Here is a 16,578-nt window from a genome sequence, read left to right as displayed (position 1 = left end):
CAATCCCCGCCACACCGTGGTGAGGCCGTCAGTGGCCCGTGACATGATCAGGACCACAGGAAACCGCGGCCCGGCCGTTCTCTCCCGAGGGGAACGAGGTGACTCCTCCACCCCGCGAGCGGGCGGCTTCTCACTCGGCTCCGCAGAGCCTCACGGCGGCCGAGCCCTGACCACTGTCCGAGGGCAGGGGTACAACGGAGTACGCCACTTCGCGGGTTCCGCAGGCGAAAGGGAGAGAGATGGCAGGCAAACCACCCACCGGTGATCCCGTCCAGGACGCGCCCGACGTCACCGCGCCCAAGCACTCCGCAGCGGGCATCCCCGCCGTCGCCCACACGCTGCGCACCGCCCAGCAGCAGATGGGCCTGCGCCGCACCGCGCTCACCCTGCTCCGGGTCAACCAGAAGGACGGCTTCGACTGCCCGGGCTGCGCCTGGCCCGAGGGCGACGAGCGGCACACGGCGGAGTTCTGCGAGAACGGCGCCAAGGCCGTCGCCGAGGAAGCCACCCTGCGCCGCGTGACGGAGGAGTTCTTCGCCGCCCACCCGGTCTCCGACCTCTTCGGCCGCAGCGGCTACTGGCTCGGCCAGCAGGGTCGGCTCACCCGCCCCATGTACCTGCCCGAGGGCGCCGACCACTACGAACCGGTCTCCTGGGAGCGGGCCTTCGACATCATCGCCGAGGAGCTGCACGGCCTGGAGTCGCCCGACGAGGCCGTCTTCTACACCTCCGGCCGCACCAGCAACGAGGCCGCCTTCCTCTACCAGCTCTTCGCCCGCGAGTTCGGCACCAACAACCTGCCGGACTGCTCCAACATGTGCCACGAGTCGTCCGGCTCCGCCCTCACCGACACCCTGGGCGTGGGCAAGGGCAGCGTCCTGCTGGAGGACCTCCACAAGGCCGACCTGATCATCGTCGCCGGGCAGAACCCCGGCACCAACCACCCGCGGATGCTCAACGCCCTGGAGCGGGCCAAGCGCGGCGGCACGAAGATCATCACGGTGAACCCACTGCCCGAGGCCGGCCTGGAGCGGTTCAAGAACCCGCAGACCCCCCGCGGCCTGGCCGGCGGCGGCGTCGCCCTCACCGACCTCTTCCTGCAGATCCGGCTCGGCGGCGACCACGCCCTCTTCCGGATGCTGGGCAGGCTGATCCTGGAGACCGAGGGCGCCACCGACACCGCCTTCGTCGGCGAACACACCCACGGCTTCGAAGAGTTCGCCGCCCTCGCCCGCACCGCCGACTGGGACGAGACCCTGCGCGCCACCGGCCTGACCCGCGCCGAGATCGAGCGGGCCCTGGAGATGGTGCTGGCCTCCCGGCGCACGGTGGTCTGCTGGGCCATGGGCCTCACCCAGCACAAGCACGCCGTCGTCACCATCAAGGAAGTCGTCAACTTCCTCCTGCTGCGCGGCGACATCGGCCGCCCCGGCGCCGGCGTCTGCCCCGTCCGCGGCCACAGCAACGTCCAGGGCGACCGCACCATGGGCATCTTCGAGCGCCCCGCGCCGGCCTTCCTCGACGCCCTGGAGCGGGAGTTCGGCTTCGCCCCGCCGCGCCACCACGGCCTCGACGTCGTCCGCGCCATCCGGGCCCTGCGCGACGGGCAGGCCAAGGTCTTCTTCGCCATGGGCGGCAACTTCGTCTCCGCCACTCCCGACACGGACGTCACCGAGGCCGCCGTCCGCCGCGCCCGGCTCACCGTCCACGTCTCCACCAAGCTCAACCGCTCCCACGTGATCACCGGAGCGCGGGCGCTGATCCTGCCCACCCTGGGCCGCACCGAGCGCGACCGGCAGCGCGGCGGCGACCAGTTCGTCACCGTCGAGGACTCGATGGGCATGGTCCACGCCTCGCGCGGCCGCCTGGCACCGGCCAGTGCGCAACTGCTCTCGGAGCCCGCCATCGTCTGCCGGCTGGCCCGCCGCGTCCTGGGCGCGTCCAGCGGCACGCCGTGGGAGGAGTTCGAGGCCGACTACGCCTTGATCCGCGGCCGCATCGCCCGCGTCATCCCCGGCTTCGAGGACTTCAACGCCCGCGTCGAGCGCCCCGGCGGCTTCACCCTGCCCCACGCGCCCCGCGACTCCCGCAGCTTCCCCACCACCACCGGCAAGGCCAACTTCACCGCCTCACCCGTGGAGTTCCCCGAAGCCCCGCACGGCCGCCTGCTCCTGCAGACACTCCGCTCCCACGACCAGTACAACACCACCATCTACGGCCTCGACGACCGCTACCGCGGCATCAAGAACGGCCGCCGGGTCGTCATGATCCACCCCGACGACGCCCGCGAACTCCAGCTCGCCGACGGCTCGTACGCCGACCTGGTCAGCGAGTGGACGGACGGCACCGAGCGCCGCGCGCCCGGCTTCCGCGTCGTCCACTACCCCACCGCCCGCGGCTGCGCCGCCGCCTACTACCCCGAGACCAACGTCCTGGTCCCGCTCGACCACACCGCCGACGCGAGCAACACGCCCGCGAGCAAGTCCGTGATCGTCCGCCTGGAGGCCACCGCGGCCCCCGGCGCACTCCCCGGCGGAGCCTCCTGATAACAAACGTTCACGACAGAACCGCCGAGCACCAGGGGAGCCGAGCCACCATGGGCGAGCAGAGCAGCACCGTCTTCACACCGGAGATCATCGACGCGTGGGCCGGCAGCGGCCTCGACCTCCCCACCCTCTTCTCGGCGGGACGGCTCGGCGCGCGCATGGGCGTCACCGTCCTGGAGGCGTCGCCCGAGCGCGTCGTCGGCACCCTGCCCGTCGAGGGCAACACCCAGCCCTACGGGCTGCTGCACGGGGGCGCCTCGGCCGTGCTCGCCGAGACCCTCGGCTCCGTCGGCGCCATGCTGCACGGCGGCCCCACCCGCATCGCCGTGGGCGTGGACCTCAACTGCACCCACCACCGCGGCGCCCGCTCCGGCCTCGTCACCGGCACCGCCACCCCCGCGCACCGCGGCCGCACCAGCGCCACCTACGAAATCGTCATCACCGACGAGCAGGACAGGCGCGTCTGCACCGCCCGCCTCACCTGCGCCATCCGTGACGCGGAGCGCCCCGCCTCCTGACAACTCCCGCTCATGGAAGATGAGTTGCCCTTCGCCGCACACCGGCCGCGGAACCCCCGCGGCCGGTGACGACGTCCCTGCCGACCGCGCGAAGCGGAACGTGATCTGCGTCATAACAAGACAGTCACAGCATGGGCGTCACCTCTGCCCCGGCACGTCGCACAGCCCTAGAGTCACGGCCATTCACCACCCCGCCGGGCGGTTCGCACCACCTACCCACCTTTCGCCGTTGCCCGGCGAGCGACACGGCACTTCAGCGAAGCCGCCGCGCCAGGGAAAGGATTCACCGTGCGACACCGCTCCCTGCTCCTCCTCACCTCCGCGATCACGGCCGGAGCGCTCGGCCTGAGCGCCTGCGGTTCCCGCGACGACAAGGCAAGCGACGGCGACAAGGACAAGAAGACCACCGTGGTCATCGGCCTGGACGCCCCGCTGACCGGAGACCTCTCCGCCCTCGGCCAGGGCATCAAGAACTCCGCCCACCTCGCCGTCACCAACGCCAACAAGAGCAACGAAGTCCCCGGCGTCACCTTCGAGTTGAACCCGCTGGACGACCAGGCCCAGCCCACCTCGGGCCAGCAGAACGCCACCAAGCTCGCCGGCGACAAGAAGGCCGTCGCCATCATCGGCCCCCTCAACTCCAGCGTCGCCCAGTCCATGCAGCAGGTGGCACAGTCCAGCAACATCGCCCTCATATCCCCCGCCAACACCACCCCCGACCTCACCCAGGGCAAGGACTGGAAACAGGACAAGCGCAAGCGCCAGTTCACCACCTACTTCCGCACCGCGACCACCGACGAGGTCCAGGGCGCCTTCGGCGGCAAGTACGCCCACGACCAGATCAAGGCCAGGACCGCCTACGTCATCGATGACCAGAAGACCTACGGCGTCGGCCTCGCGTCCGCCTTCTCCGCGAAGTTCGCCTCCCTCGGCGGAAAAATCGTCGGCACCGAACACGTCAACCCCGAGGACCGCGACTTCAAGGCCATCGTCTCCAAGGCCAAGAGCGCCCGCCCCGACCTCGTCTTCTACGGCGGCGAATACCCCGCCGCCGCACCACTGAGCCAGCAGCTCAAGGAGAGCGGCGTCACCGTCCCGCTCATGGGCGGCGACGGCATGTACAGCGCCGACTACATCAGCCTCAACAAGAAGTCCGCCGGCGACTACGCCACCTCCGTCGGCAAACCCGTCGAACAGCTCAACTCCGCCAAGAAGTTCATCGCCGACTACAAGGCCGCCGGCTACAAGGACCGCTACGAGGCCTACGGCGGCGCCACCTACGACGCCGCCTGGGCCGTCGTCCAGGCCCTCAAGGCCGTCGTCGCCGACAACGGCGGCAAACTGCCCGACGACGCCCGCGCCAAGGTCGTCCAGGCCCTCGGCAAGGTCTCCTTCTCCGGCGTCACCGGCACCATCTCCTTCGACAAGTACGGCGACACCACCAACACGATGATCACCGCCTACCAGGCGGAGGGCAACGCCTGGAAGGCCCGCCACAGCGCCGAGTACAAGCGCTGACCCACGCACCCGGCGCACCCGCGGCGCGGGCCGACCGCCCGCGCCGACCGCCCGCACCCCTTCCCACCCACGGAGGCCCGGCGGTGCACGAACTGCCGCAGCAGCTGGCCAACGGACTCATCCTCGGCGCGATGTACGGACTCATCGCGATCGGCTACACGATGGTCTACGGCATCGTCCAGCTCATCAACTTCGCCCACGGCGAGATCTTCATGGTCGGCGGCTTCGGCGCCCTGACCGCCCACCTCGCCCTCCCCGACGGCACCGCCCTCGCACTCGCCCTCCCCCTCATGATCCTCGGCGGGATCGCCGCCTCCGTCACCGTCGCCGTCGCCGCCGAACGCTTCGCCTACCGGCCGCTGCGCGGCGCCCCCCGCCTCGCCCCCCTCATCACCGCCATCGGCCTGTCCATCGCCCTCCAGCAGGCCATCTGGAAGTGGTACCCCGACGCCAAGAAGGCCCGCGTCTTCCCCCAGTTCAAGGGCGAATCCCTGCACTTCCTCGGCGCCACCGTCCAGCGCGGCGAGATCTTCCTGCTCGTCGCCGCACCGCTGTGCATGCTCGCCCTCGGCCTCTTCGTCGCCAGGACCCGCACCGGCCGCGGCATGCAGGCCACCGCCCAGGACCCCGACACCGCCAGGCTCATGGGCGTCAACACCGACCGCATCATCGTCATCGCCTTCGCCATCGGCGCCGCCTTCGCCGCCGTCGCCGCCGTCGCCCACGGCCTCAAGTACGGACAGGTGGACTTCCGGATGGGCTTCATCACCGGCCTCAAGGCCTTCACCGCCGCCGTCCTCGGCGGCATCGGCAACATCTACGGCGCCATGCTCGGCGGCGTCGTCCTCGGCGTGGCGGAGGCGCTCGCCACCGGCTACATCGAGGAGATACCCGGCATGTCCCAGTTCGGCGGCGGCTCCTGGAAGGACGTCTGGGCCTTCGTCCTGCTCATCCTCGTCCTGCTGCTGCGTCCCCAGGGCCTGCTCGGCGAACGCGTCGCGGACCGGGCGTGACCGCCATGGATACCAGCCGCAGTCCGCTCCTCCCGCTGCCCGCCGGCCCGGCCCGGCTGATCACCGCCGCCGGCGCCGCCCTCACCCTCGCCTCCACCTTCCTCGCCTGGACCTGGACCACCGCCTTCCCCGGCAACCTCACCGTCACCGGCTACCCCGGCGGCCTCCAGATCATCACCCTTGCCGGCGCCGCCCTCACCCTCCTCCACGTCCTCGCCGGCCACCGCCCCCGCGGACTGCGCTGGCTCGCCCCCGCCGGAACCACCGCGCCCACCCTCCTCCTCGCCCTGGGCACCCTCGCCGCCACCTGGTACACCCTCGGCGCCATCGCCGAGCAACTCGGCGGCCTCGTCAACCTCGAGCCCGGCGGCTGGATCGCCGGAGCCGCCGCCCTCCTCACCCTCCTCGGCGCCCTCGCCCTGCCCCCCGACCGCCCTCTCGCCCCGGACGCGCCCACCGGCCCCTGGCACCGCTTCCGCCACAGCCTCACCACCGGCCGCCCGCGCCCTGCCACACCCCTGCCCGCCTGGGCCGAAATCCTCCTCATCGCCGCCGCCTTCGCCGTCGGCCTCCTCCTCTTCACCTACGGCGTCGACGCCGAATACGGCGAACTCTTCGTCGGCTACCTGCTCCTGGCCGTCGCCGGACTCGCCGCCCTCGGCCGCTCCGGCCTCACCGAACGCATCAGCACCCTCACCGCCCGGCACCGCAACATCACGCTCGCCGCGGCCTTCACCGCCGCCGCCTGCTTCCCCCTGACCCTCACCAGCGACACCTACACCAACCTCGCCACCAGCATCCTCATCTTCGCCACCGTCGCCCTCGGCCTCAACGTCGTCGTCGGCCTCGCCGGCCTCCTCGACCTCGGCTACGTCGCCTTCCTCGGCGTCGGCGCCTACGCCGCCGCCCTCGTCTCCGGCTCCCCCGAATCCGCCGCCGGCGTCCACTTCCCCTTCTGGGCCGCCGTCCTCACCGGCATCGGCGCCTCACTCGTCTTCGGCGTCCTCATCGGCGCACCCACCCTGCGCCTGCGCGGCGACTACCTCGCCATCGTCACCCTCGGCTTCGGCGAAATCTTCCGCATCACCATGCTCAACCTCAACGGCAAGACCGGCCCCGACATCACCAACGGCGCCATGGGCATCCCCAACATCCCCGACCTCGCCATCGGCGGCTTCAACTTCGGCGACTCCCATGACTTCCTCGGCTTCACCATCGGACGCTTCGGCAACTACTACCTCCTGATGCTCCTCGCCACCATCGCCGTCGTCCTCGTCTTCCGCCGCGCCGCCGACTCCCGCATCGGCCGCGCCTGGGTCGCCATCCGCGAGGACGAGACCGCCGCCACCGCCATGGGCATCAACGCCTTCCGCCTCAAGCTCCTCGCCTTCGCCCTCGGCGCCGCCCTCGCCGGACTAGCCGGCACCGTCCAGTCCCACGTCATCACCACCGCAACCCCCGACCAGTACCAATTCGCCGGCACCGTCCCGCCCAACTCCGCCTTCCTGCTGGCCGCCGTCATCCTCGGCGGCATGGGCACCATCACCGGCCCCGTCGTCGGCGCCGCCCTGCTCTACCTCATCCCGAACAAAATGGACTTCATGCAGGACTACCAACTCCTGCTCTTCGGCGTCGCCCTCATCCTCCTCATGCGCTTCCGCCCCGAGGGCCTCGTCGCCGACCGCAGGAAACAACTCGAATTCCACGACGCCCCACTGGAGGGAGCGTGAGCACCGTGACCGCCCAACCCCTCCTCACCGCCACCGGCGTCACCATGCGCTTCGGCGGGCTCACCGCCGTACGCTCCTGCGACCTCACCGTCCACGACCGCCAGATCGTCGGACTCATCGGCCCCAACGGCGCCGGAAAAACCACCCTCTTCAACTGCCTCACAGGCCTCTACACCCCCACCGAAGGCACCGTCACCTACCGCGGCACCCGGCTCCCCGCTAAACCCCACCTCGTCACCCAGGCCGGCATCGCCCGCACCTTCCAGAACATCCGGCTCTTCCCCAGCATGACCGTCCTGGAAAACGTCCTCGTCGGCCGCCACACCCGCACCAAAGAGGGCCTCTTCTCCGCCCTCCTCCGCGGCCCCCGCTTCCGCCGCGCCGAAACCGCCTCCACCCAACGCGCCCACGAACTCCTCGACTTCACCGGACTCCACGGCAAAGCCGACCACCTCGCCCGCAACCTCCCCTACGGCGAACAGCGCAAACTCGAAATCGCCCGCGCCCTCGCCAGCGACCCCGGCCTCCTCCTCCTCGACGAACCCACCGCCGGCATGAACCCCCAGGAGACCCGCGCCACCGAACACCTCGTCCTCGCCATCCGCGACCAAGGCATCGCCGTCCTGGTCATCGAGCACGACATGCGCTTCATCTTCAACCTCTGCGACCACGTCGCCGTCCTCGTCCAGGGCGAGAAACTCACCGAAGGCGACGCGCACACCGTCCAGAGCGACGAACGCGTCGTCGCCGCCTACCTCGGCACCCCCTACGAAGGCGCACCCGGACAGGCCGAAGCCGCGGAAGTCCAGGCCGCCGAAGCCGCCCGGGCAGCCGGCACCCACCCCGAGGAGAACGAGACCCCATGACCCCCCTCCTCGAGGTCACCAACCTCCGCGTCGCCTACGGCAAGATCGAAGCCGTCAAAGGCATCAGCCTCACCGTCCACACCGGCCAGATCGTCACCCTCATCGGAACCAACGGCGCCGGGAAGACCACCACCCTGCGCACCCTCTCCGGACTCCTCCGCCCCACCACCGGCACCATGCACTTCGACGGCCGGCCCCTCACCGGCGTCCCCGCCCACCGGATCGTCGCCCGCGGCCTCGCCCACTCCCCCGAAGGCCGCCACATCTTCCCCCGCCTCACCATCGCCGAGAACCTCCAACTCGGCGCCTTCCTCCGCAAGGACACCGACGGCATCGCCCACGACATCCGCCACGCCTACGAGCTCTTCCCCATCCTCGGCGAACGCGCCCGCCAGCCCGCCGGCACCCTCTCCGGCGGCGAACAACAGATGCTCGCCATGGCCCGCGCCCTGATGTCCCGCCCCAAACTCCTCATGCTCGACGAACCCTCCATGGGCCTCTCCCCGATCATGATGCAGAAGATCATGGCCACCATCCGCGAGCTCAAGGCCGCCGGCACCACCATCCTGCTCGTCGAACAGAACGCCCAGGCCGCCCTCACCCTCGCCGACCACGGCCACGTCATGGAGACCGGACGCATCGTCCTCTCCGGCACCGGAACACAGCTCCTCGGCGACGAGTCCGTCCGCAAGGCGTACCTCGGCGAGGACTGAACGCGAAGGGCCCGCGTCCACCGACGGACACGGGCCCCTCAACGATCAACAACCGCTACTGCTACTGCTCCTGCTCCTTCGCGGCCTTCTTCTCCCGGGCGTCCTCGATGACGGCCTCGGCCACCTGCTGCATCGACATCCGACGGTCCATCGACGTCTTCTGGATCCAGCGGAACGCGGCGGGCTCGGTCAGCCCGTACTGCGTCTGCAGAACGCTCTTCGCCCGGTCGACGAGCTTGCGCGTCTCCAGCCGCTGGGCGAGGTCCGCGACCTCCTTCTCCAGCGCCTTCAGCTCCGTGAAGCGGGAGACGGCCATCTCGATCGCGGGGACGACGTCGCTCTTGCTGAACGGCTTCACGAGGTAGGCCATGGCGCCGGCGTCCCGGGCACGCTCGACGAGCTCGCGCTGCGAGAAGGCGGTGAGCATCAGCACGGGCGCGATCGACTCGGCGGCGATCCGCTCGGCGGCGGAGATCCCGTCCAGGACGGGCATCTTCACGTCAAGAATCACGAGGTCGGGCCGGTGCTCCCGGGCCAGCGCGACCGCCGTCTCCCCGTCCCCGGCCTCGCCCACGACGGAGTAGCCCTCTTCCTCGAGCATCTCCTTGAGATCGAGACGGATCAGGGCCTCGTCCTCGGCGATCACGACGCGCGTGGTGTGCGGAGGGGTGTGCGACTGCTCGTCGTCAACAGGGCGGGGCTGCTCGGCGGCGCTCACGGGACTCCTCGTTCCAGGCAGGCGGTGCCATAGCAGCCTACCTAGCGGCGGGGCGCGGCATGTACACGGTATGGTGTGACAGCAACCGGCCCGGTTGGTGGAACTTGGTCAGACACGCGAGTCTCAAACACTCGTGCCCTTGCGGGCATGTGGGTTCGAATCCCACACCGGGCACCTTCAACACAAAGCGGACCTTCACCTTCGCGTGAACTCCACAGATCTTCACAGCATGAGCACTCTCCGTCACACAGAGTGTCGTGCATGGAGAGACATCGCGAGGAAGTGCGCGCGCAAGCGATCAAGCTGATCCGTTCCGGAGTCTCGAACGCCGAAGCCGCCCGCAGACTGGGCGTCCCCGTCGGTACGGTCAGTTACTGGCTGCACATGGACCGATCCAGACGCGGGGAATGTCCAGGGCGCCCCGATCCAAAATGCCCGCGATGCCACGGCCGGGACCTGGATGAGGCCGCCTACGTCTACCTGCTCGGGCTGTACCTGGGCGACGGCCACATCATCCAGTACTCCCAGCACCGCGTTCCCAGCCTCATGATCACCTGCGGTGATGACTGGCCCGGCCTCATGGACGCATGTGAAGCGGCCATGCAAGCAGTCTTCCCCGACAACTCTGTGTGCCGCGTCAAGCGCACCGGCTGCCAGAACGTGAAGATCTACTCGAAACATCTCTGGTGCATGTTCCCCCAGCATGGTCCGGGCAAAAAGCACGAGCGAGAGATCGCCTTGGAGGCCTGGCAACAAAAGATCGTCGACGCGCACCCCTGGGAGCTCATACGCGGACTCGTCCACTCCGACGGCTGCCGCATCACCAACTGGGCGACCAAAGTCGTGGCAGGGGAACGCAAACGCTACGAGTACACGCGGTACTTCTTCACCAACAAGTCGGACGACATCCGCAAGCTCTTCTCCGACACACTCGACAAGGTCGGCGTCGAGTGGAAGATGACCCGCCGAGGCACCGACCCCTTCAACATCTCCGTCGCTCGCCGCGACTCCGTGGCCCTCATGGATCTCCTCATCGGCCCGAAGTACTAGCCGTACCAGCCCTGCTATCCCTCCCCGATGTGGTGCACCCGCACCAGGTTCGTCGTCCCCGGAGTCCCCGGGGGCGAGCCCGCCGTGATGATGACCATGTCGCCCTTCCGGCAGCGCCCGATCCGCAGCAGGTACTCGTCCACCTGCCGGACCATCTCGTCCGTCGTCTGCACCATCGGGCCCAGGAACGTCTCCACGCCCCACGTGAGGTTGAGTTGCGACCGGGTCGCCGGCTCCGGTGTGAAGGCGAGCAGCGGGATCGGTGAGCGGTACCGCGACAACCTCCGCACCGTGTCACCGGATTGAGTGAAGGCGACCAGGAACTTCGCACCGAGGAAATCACCCATCTCGGCGGCTGCGCGGGCCACCGCGCCGCCCTGGGTGCGGGGCTTGCTGCGCTCGGTCAGCGGCGGGAGGCCCTTCGCCAGGACATCCTCCTCCGCGGCGGTGACGATGCGGCCCATGGTCCGGACCGTCTCGACCGGATACTTGCCGACGCTCGTCTCGCCGGAGAGCATCACCGCGTCCGTGCCGTCGATGACCGCGTTGGCGACGTCGGACGCCTCGGCGCGCGTCGGCCGCGACGCGTCGATCATGGAGTCGAGCATCTGCGTCGCGACGATGACCGGCTTCGCGTTCCGCTTCGCCAGCTTGATCGCCCGCTTCTGCACGATCGGGACCGTTTCCAGCGGCATTTCGACGCCCAGATCGCCACGGGCGACCATGATCCCGTCGAAGGCGGCCACGATGCCGTCGAGGTTCTCCACGGCCTGCGGCTTCTCGACCTTCGCGATGACGGGGAGGCGGCGGCCCTCCTCGTCCATGACGCGGTGGACGTCGTCGATGTCCCGCGCGCTGCGGACGAAGGACAGGGCGACGATGTCGGCCCCCGTCCTCATCGCCCAGCGCAGGTCCTCGACATCCTTCTCGGAGAGGGCGGGGACGGACACCGCGACGCCGGGGAGGTTGAGGCCCTTGTGGTCGGAGACCATGCCGCCTTCCAGGACGACGGTCCGTACCTGCGGGCCGGCGACCTCGGTGACCTCCAGGGTGACGCGGCCGTCGTCGACGAGGATGCGCTCGCCCCGGGTGACGTCGGCGGCGAGCCCCTCGTAGGTGGTGCCGCAGCAGGTCCGGTCGCCGGGCACGTCCTCGACGGTGATCGTGAAGCGGTCGCCGCGTTCAAGGAGTACGGGCCCCTCCTCGAACCGGCCGAGGCGGATCTTCGGGCCTTGAAGGTCGGCGAGGACGCCCACGTTGCGGCCGGTCTCCTCGGCCGCTTTCCTGACCCGCTCGTACCGCGCCTCGTGATCGGCGTACGTGCCGTGGCTCAGGTTGAAGCGGGCGACGTCCATGCCGGCCTCGACGAGTGCCTTGATCTGCTCGTACGAGTCGGTGGCGGGCCCCAGGGTGCAGACGATTTTCGCTCGGCGCATGCCACGACCTTATGACCTACCCGCCGGTAGAGAATCGGGCCTCCGTAACTACCCAACGTCCGTTGGGTAAAAGCTTGTTGACAACTAGTGAAACGTGCGCGGGGGTGCTCCGATGAGCGGTGGAGCACCCCTCGCGCGGGGACATCAGAGCACGGGCGGGGTCATCGTCAACCGTGCATTGACCTGGGCGTAGACGGTCTGGCGCTGGGGTTCGAGGTCGAGGGTGGCGGGCGCGCCGCCGCCGTAGCCGGCGGAGCGCATGGCGCCGGCGGCGGGCCGCGGCACGGGGCCCATGGGGCCGGCGTGTTCGGCTTCGGTGTCGGCGAGTTCGACGAGGGCGACGAGGCGGGAGCCGAGTGCTTCGGCGTATTCGCGGGCGCGTTGGACGGCGTCGTGGACGGCTCGGCGGCGGGCTTCGCGGTGGGCGGGCGAGTCGTTGCGCAGGTCCCACCAGGGGCCGTCGAGGCGGGTGAGTTCAAGGTCGGCGAGGCGGGTGGTGAGCTCGCCGAGGACGGTGAAGTCGCCGAGGGTGGCGGCGAGGTGGACGTGTCCGCGGTAGGCGCGGATGCGTTCGTGGCGTCCCTTGTCGTTGAGTTGGGGGGTGATGGTGATGGTGCTGGTTTCGATTTTCTCGACGGCGTCGCCGTGGGATTTGAGGAGGTCGATGACGTGGTTGTTGCGGCGGGTGAGGTCGTCGAGGGCTTTGTGACGGTCGGTTCCTCGGGCGCTGATGGTGATGCCGAGTCGGGCGATTTCGGGTTCGACTTCGAGGTGGGCTTCGCCGCGGACGGCGAGGCGGGGGGTGCCGGGTGTTCCGTAGGGCAGCGGCTCGGGTGTGGTCATGGGATCAGCGTCCCAGTCGCCGTTGACCGGGGGGACTGACGGGAGTCATCGGATCGCAACCTTGGGAGGGTGGTGAGGGAGTGTTCGGGGAGGTCAGAATCTACGCGCGTTGTACCGGAGGGTGACGTGGACCGTCGCCCTCCGGTGTCGTGTTCGGACGGGTGGGCGCCGTGGGGTGTCCGGCGAAGGATGGGGAGTTCGATGCCGATCGACCGCAGGGGTTTTCTGGGCCGTACGGCCGCCACGAGTGCGGGGGTGGCTCTGACGGGGGCGGCGGGGGCGGTGCCCGCCGCGGCGGCCTCTCCGGAGCGGGACGGCCACGGTCACGCCCACGGCCGGACGAGGCGGTACGCGTTCACCGTGATGGGGACCACGGACCTGCACGGGAACGTCTTCAACTGGGATTACTTCACGGACGGCGAGTTCGACGACAAGGCGCACAACGACGTGGGCCTGGCGAAGATCTCCACGCTGGTGCGCCGGGTCCGCGCGGCGAAGGGCCGGCGGAACACGTTGCTGATCGATGCGGGTGACACGATCCAGGGCACGCAGCTGGCGTACTACTACGCGCGGGTGGAGCCGATCACCGGGGCGCGCGGTCCGGTGCATCCGATGGCGCTGGCGATGAACGCGATGGGCTATGACGCGGCGGCGCTGGGGAATCACGAGTTCAATTACGGGATTCCGGTGCTGCGGAAGTTCGAGCGGCAGTGCGACTTCCCGTTGCTGGGGGCGAACGCGCTGGACGCGAAGACGATGCGGCCGGCTTTCCGGCCGTTTGTGATCAAGCGGATGCGTACCCCGCACGGGCGGGATGTGCGGGTGGCGGTGCTGGGGTTGACGAACCCGGGGATCGCGATCTGGGACAAGGCGAATGTGCAGGGGAAGATGGTCTTCCCGGGGCTGGAGGAGCAGGCGGCGAAGTGGGTGCCGCGGCTGCGGTCGATGGGTGCGGACGTGGTGATCGTCTCGGCGCACTCGGGCATGAGCGGCACGTCGTCGTACGGTGACGCGCTGCCGCACGTGGAGAACGCGGCGGCTCTGGTGGCGGAGCGGGTTCCGGGGATCGACGCGATTCTGGTGGGCCATGCGCATGTGGAGGTTCCCGAGTACCGGGTGGTCAACCGGGAGACGGGCCGGCCGGTGGTGCTGTCGGAGCCGCTCAAGTGGGGGCAGCGGCTGACGCTGTTCGACTTCGACCTGGTGTGGGAGCGGGGCGGCTGGCGGGTGGAGTCGGTGTCGTCGAAGGTGCTGAACTCCAATGCGGTGGAGGAGGATTCCGCGGTCACGCGTCTGGTGCGGGGTCAGCACAAGAAGGTGGTGGCGTACGTCAATCAGCGGATCGGGACGTCCACCGCGGCGATGAGTGCGGCGGAGGCGCCGTACAAGGACACGCCGGTGATCGACTTCATCAACCATGTGCAGGCGGAGACGGTGCGGGCGGCGCTGAAGGGCACGGAGTACGCCTCGCTGCCGGTGCTGTCGCAGGCGTCGTGCTTCTCGCGGACGGCGGCGGTGCCGGCGGGCGAGGTGTCCGTCCGGCAGGTGGCGGGGCTGTATCCGTTCGAGAACACGCTGGAGGCGCGGCTGCTGACCGGCGCCCAGCTGCGGGAGTACCTGGAGTTCTCGGCCCGGTACTACGTGCGGACGCCGGCGGGCGGGCCGGTGGACCCGGCGCGGCTGACCAATGCCGAGAACATCCCGGACTACAACTACGACGTGGTGAGCGGTCTCTCCTACGAGATCGACGTGGCGAAGGAGCCGGGTGCGCGGATCGGGAAGCTGCTGTTCGACGGGAAGCCGCTGGAGGATTCCGCGCGGTTCGTGCTGGCGGTGAACAACTACCGGGCGAGCGGCGGGGGGAACTTCCCGCATGTGGCGCGGGCCCGGCAGGTGTGGGCGAATCCGGAGGAGATCCGCAACACGATCATCGGCTGGGTGAAGGCGCAGAAGGTGATCGACGTCGCGCGGTTCTCGTCAGTGGACTGGAAGCTGACGCGGGATGGCGCGCCGGTTTTTTGAGTCGGTCGCCGGGCCGATCGGGGTGCGGGGCCGCGGCGTGGGTCGCGGCTCCAGGCCGAACGTGGTGAAGGCGGTGCGTTCGGGGAGGGGGTAGTGGGTGGTGCCGGTGACGGCGTTGATGATGGTGGCGCTGCGCCAGGCGGCGAGGCCGAGGTCGGAGCTGCCGACGCCGTGGGTGTGGGTTTCGGCGTTCTGGACGTGGATGGAGCCCTTGACGAGGGGGTCGAGGACGAGCCGGTGGTGGCCGTCGACGCGGGCGCGGCCGGCGGAGTCGCGGCGGATGTAGGGGTCGAGGGCGGCCAGGAGGCGGTCGACGCGGCGTTCGCGGTAGCCGGTGGCGAGGACGACGGCGTCGGTGGTGAGGCGGGAGCGGGTGCCCTGCTGGGGGTGTTCGAGGTGGAGCTCGACGCGGGTGGTGCCGACGCGTCCGGCGGTGCGGACGAAGACGCCGGGGGTGAGGGTGGTGTCGGGCCAGCCGCCGTGGAGGCTGCGGCGGTAGAGCTCGTCGTGGATGGCGGTGAGGGTGGCGGGGTCGATGCCGCCGTGGAGCTGCCACTGCTGGGGCAGGGCCTGGTCGCGGACGGGTTCGGGGAGGGCGTGGAAGTACTGGCCGTAGTCGGGGGTGAAGTGTTCGAGGCCGAGGCGGCTGTGGTCGGCGGGGGCGAAGGCGGGGGTGCGGGCGAGCCAGTGGAGGCGTTCGCGGCCGGCGGGGCGGTTGCGGAGCAGGTCGAGGAAGATCTCGGCGCCGGACTGGCCTGCGCCGACGACGGTGACGTGGTCGGCGGCGAGCAGGCCGGCGCGGTGGTCGAGGTAGTCGGCGGAGTGGTGGACGGGGACGCCGTGGGCTTCGGCGAGGGGGCGCAGCGGTTCGGGGATGTCGGGGGTGGTGCCGATGCCGAGGACGACGTTGCGGGCGTAGGTGCGGCCGAGGGCTTCGGCTTCGCCGTCGGGGTCGAGCTGGGTGTAGTCGATTTCGAAGAGGACGCGTTCGGGGTTCCAGCGGACGGCGTCGATGTGGTGGCCGAAGTGGAGTCCGGTGAGGTGTTCGCTGGCCCAGCGGCAGTAGGCGTCGTACTCGGCGCGTTGGATGTGGGTGCGCTCGGCGAAGTAGAAGGGGTAGAGGCGTTCGCGGGTTTTGAGGTAGTTCAGGAAGCTCCAGGGGCTGGTGGGGTCGGCGAGGCTGACGAGGTCGGCGAGGAACGGGACCTGGATGCGGGTGCCGTCGATGAGGAGTCCCGGGTGCCAGCGGAAGGTGTGATTCTCGTCATAGAAGGCGGCCCTGAGGTCCGGGACGGGGTGGGCGAGGGCGGCGAGTGAGAGGTTGAAGGGACCGATTCCGATGCCCGCGAGGTCCAGGGGCGCGTCGGGAGTGTGGTCGGGGGACGGGGGGTTGGTCATGCGGGAGTGCGGCCTTCCCGTGGTCGGCGGTGGGCGCAGCCCCAAATTCCGGCTGTGCCCCTTTTGTTGAGCGCTGCAGAGCCGGTTCAAGCTACCGGCCGTGGCGGACCGGTGACGCCCTGTGGGGGATGTTTCCCCCGATGGTGGTACTGCCCCGGTTGACGGGCCGCGACGGGTGCGGCGGGGGGGCGCACGGAGGCCCTGACG

At 69.8% G+C, this 16,578-nt stretch carries 13 protein-coding genes and 1 tRNA gene; 10 read left to right on the top strand and 4 right to left on the bottom strand.

Translation table 11 applies throughout. From position 1 onward, the window contains the following. Nucleotides 1-239: 239 nt before the first annotated feature. The 7 genes from I5Q34_RS19010 to I5Q34_RS18980 all read left to right on the top strand — a co-directional run bounded on the left by I5Q34_RS19010 (nucleotide 240) and on the right by I5Q34_RS18980 (nucleotide 8,904). Nucleotides 240-2,546: an FdhF/YdeP family oxidoreductase gene (locus I5Q34_RS19010; protein ID WP_199893526.1), complete on the top strand. Its 2,307-nt coding sequence runs from the start codon at nucleotides 240-242 to the stop codon at nucleotides 2,544-2,546. Nucleotides 2,547-2,596: 50 nt separating this feature from the next. Next, complete coding sequence (locus I5Q34_RS19005) at nucleotides 2,597-3,064, top strand: PaaI family thioesterase (protein WP_199893525.1); 468 nt, start codon at nucleotides 2,597-2,599, stop codon at nucleotides 3,062-3,064. Between the two features lie 303 nt (nucleotides 3,065-3,367). Beyond that, a complete protein-coding gene (locus tag I5Q34_RS19000) occupies nucleotides 3,368-4,582 on the top strand; it encodes a branched-chain amino acid ABC transporter substrate-binding protein (RefSeq protein WP_199894251.1) in 1,215 nt (404 codons plus the stop codon). Nucleotides 4,583-4,665: 83 nt separating this feature from the next. Continuing rightward, nucleotides 4,666-5,595 (top strand): branched-chain amino acid ABC transporter permease, encoded by a 930-nt coding sequence (locus tag I5Q34_RS18995; RefSeq protein WP_199893524.1) that lies wholly within the window; start codon nucleotides 4,666-4,668, stop codon nucleotides 5,593-5,595. 5 nt (nucleotides 5,596-5,600) lie between these two features. After that, nucleotides 5,601-7,325 (top strand): branched-chain amino acid ABC transporter permease, encoded by a 1,725-nt coding sequence (locus I5Q34_RS18990; RefSeq protein ID WP_199894250.1) that lies wholly within the window; start codon nucleotides 5,601-5,603, stop codon nucleotides 7,323-7,325. A 44-nt stretch (nucleotides 7,326-7,369) separates the two neighbouring features. Next, entirely contained in the window at nucleotides 7,370-8,191 is an 822-nt protein-coding gene (locus I5Q34_RS18985; RefSeq protein ID WP_199894249.1) for an ABC transporter ATP-binding protein, read from the top strand. After that, on the top strand, nucleotides 8,188-8,904 hold the full coding sequence (locus I5Q34_RS18980) for an ABC transporter ATP-binding protein (RefSeq protein ID WP_199893523.1): 717 nt from the start codon (nucleotides 8,188-8,190) through the stop codon (nucleotides 8,902-8,904). Before I5Q34_RS18985 ends, I5Q34_RS18980 begins: the two co-directional genes overlap by 4 nt. Nucleotides 8,905-8,965: 61 nt before the next feature. On the opposite strand, the gene I5Q34_RS18975 is transcribed toward I5Q34_RS18980, so the two are convergent. Next, on the bottom strand, nucleotides 8,966-9,622 hold the full coding sequence (locus I5Q34_RS18975; RefSeq protein WP_199893522.1) for an ANTAR domain-containing response regulator: 657 nt from the start codon (nucleotides 9,620-9,622) through the stop codon (nucleotides 8,966-8,968). An 88-nt stretch (nucleotides 9,623-9,710) separates the two neighbouring features. Here I5Q34_RS18975 and I5Q34_RS18970 point away from each other — a divergent pair. Beyond that, nucleotides 9,711-9,796 (top strand) — tRNA-Leu (locus tag I5Q34_RS18970). Nucleotides 9,797-9,883: 87 nt separating this feature from the next. Further along, nucleotides 9,884-10,672, top strand: coding sequence for a helix-turn-helix domain-containing protein (locus tag I5Q34_RS18965; RefSeq protein ID WP_199893521.1), 789 nt, complete (start codon nucleotides 9,884-9,886; stop codon nucleotides 10,670-10,672). Between the two features lie 14 nt (nucleotides 10,673-10,686). On the opposite strand, the gene pyk is transcribed toward I5Q34_RS18965, so the two are convergent. Both pyk and I5Q34_RS18955 read right to left on the bottom strand, forming a co-directional pair. Then, nucleotides 10,687-12,108: a pyruvate kinase gene (pyk, locus tag I5Q34_RS18960; RefSeq protein ID WP_199893520.1), complete on the bottom strand. Its 1,422-nt coding sequence runs from the start codon at nucleotides 12,106-12,108 to the stop codon at nucleotides 10,687-10,689. Nucleotides 12,109-12,252: 144 nt separating this feature from the next. Further along, entirely contained in the window at nucleotides 12,253-12,951 is a 699-nt protein-coding gene (locus tag I5Q34_RS18955; RefSeq protein WP_199893519.1) for an SIMPL domain-containing protein, read from the bottom strand. A gap of 201 nt (nucleotides 12,952-13,152) precedes the next feature. Between I5Q34_RS18955 and I5Q34_RS18950 the strand changes: the two genes are divergently transcribed. After that, nucleotides 13,153-14,973, top strand: a complete 1,821-nt coding sequence (locus I5Q34_RS18950) for a bifunctional UDP-sugar hydrolase/5'-nucleotidase (RefSeq protein ID WP_199893518.1) — start codon at nucleotides 13,153-13,155, stop codon at nucleotides 14,971-14,973. Here I5Q34_RS18950 and I5Q34_RS18945 read toward each other — a convergent pair. Continuing rightward, nucleotides 14,929-16,371, bottom strand: coding sequence for a lysine N(6)-hydroxylase/L-ornithine N(5)-oxygenase family protein (locus I5Q34_RS18945; protein ID WP_199893517.1), 1,443 nt, complete (start codon nucleotides 16,369-16,371; stop codon nucleotides 14,929-14,931). The two genes, I5Q34_RS18950 and I5Q34_RS18945, sit on opposite strands and share 45 nt — an antisense overlap. Nucleotides 16,372-16,578 lie beyond the last annotated feature (207 nt).

This window comes from Streptomyces sp. AV19 (genome assembly GCF_015999245.1).
GTDB lineage: Bacteria > Actinomycetota > Actinomycetes > Streptomycetales > Streptomycetaceae > Streptomyces.
This window is presented reverse-complemented; position numbering and strand designations above follow the sequence as displayed.

What these genes read in the sequence shown, in the direction of transcription:
- I5Q34_RS19010 (WP_199893526.1), top strand. Translation starts at nt 240, where the DNA reads ATGGCAGGCAAACCACCCACCGGTGATCCCGTCCAGGACGCGCCCGAC.
- I5Q34_RS19005 (WP_199893525.1), top strand. Translation starts at nt 2,597, where the DNA reads ATGGGCGAGCAGAGCAGCACCGTCTTCACACCGGAGATCATCGACGCG.
- I5Q34_RS18990 (WP_199894250.1), top strand. Translation starts at nt 5,601, where the DNA reads ATGGATACCAGCCGCAGTCCGCTCCTCCCGCTGCCCGCCGGCCCGGCC.
- I5Q34_RS18985 (WP_199894249.1), top strand. Translation starts at nt 7,370, where the DNA reads ATGCGCTTCGGCGGGCTCACCGCCGTACGCTCCTGCGACCTCACCGTC.
- I5Q34_RS18980 (WP_199893523.1), top strand. Translation starts at nt 8,188, where the DNA reads ATGACCCCCCTCCTCGAGGTCACCAACCTCCGCGTCGCCTACGGCAAG.
- I5Q34_RS18965 (WP_199893521.1), top strand. Translation starts at nt 9,884, where the DNA reads ATGGAGAGACATCGCGAGGAAGTGCGCGCGCAAGCGATCAAGCTGATC.
- pyk (WP_199893520.1), bottom strand. Translation starts at nt 12,108, where the DNA reads ATGCGCCGAGCGAAAATCGTCTGCACCCTGGGGCCCGCCACCGACTCG.
- I5Q34_RS18955 (WP_199893519.1), bottom strand. Translation starts at nt 12,951, where the DNA reads ATGACCACACCCGAGCCGCTGCCCTACGGAACACCCGGCACCCCCCGC.
- I5Q34_RS18950 (WP_199893518.1), top strand. Translation starts at nt 13,153, where the DNA reads ATGCCGATCGACCGCAGGGGTTTTCTGGGCCGTACGGCCGCCACGAGT.
- I5Q34_RS18945 (WP_199893517.1), bottom strand. Translation starts at nt 16,371, where the DNA reads ATGACCAACCCCCCGTCCCCCGACCACACTCCCGACGCGCCCCTGGAC.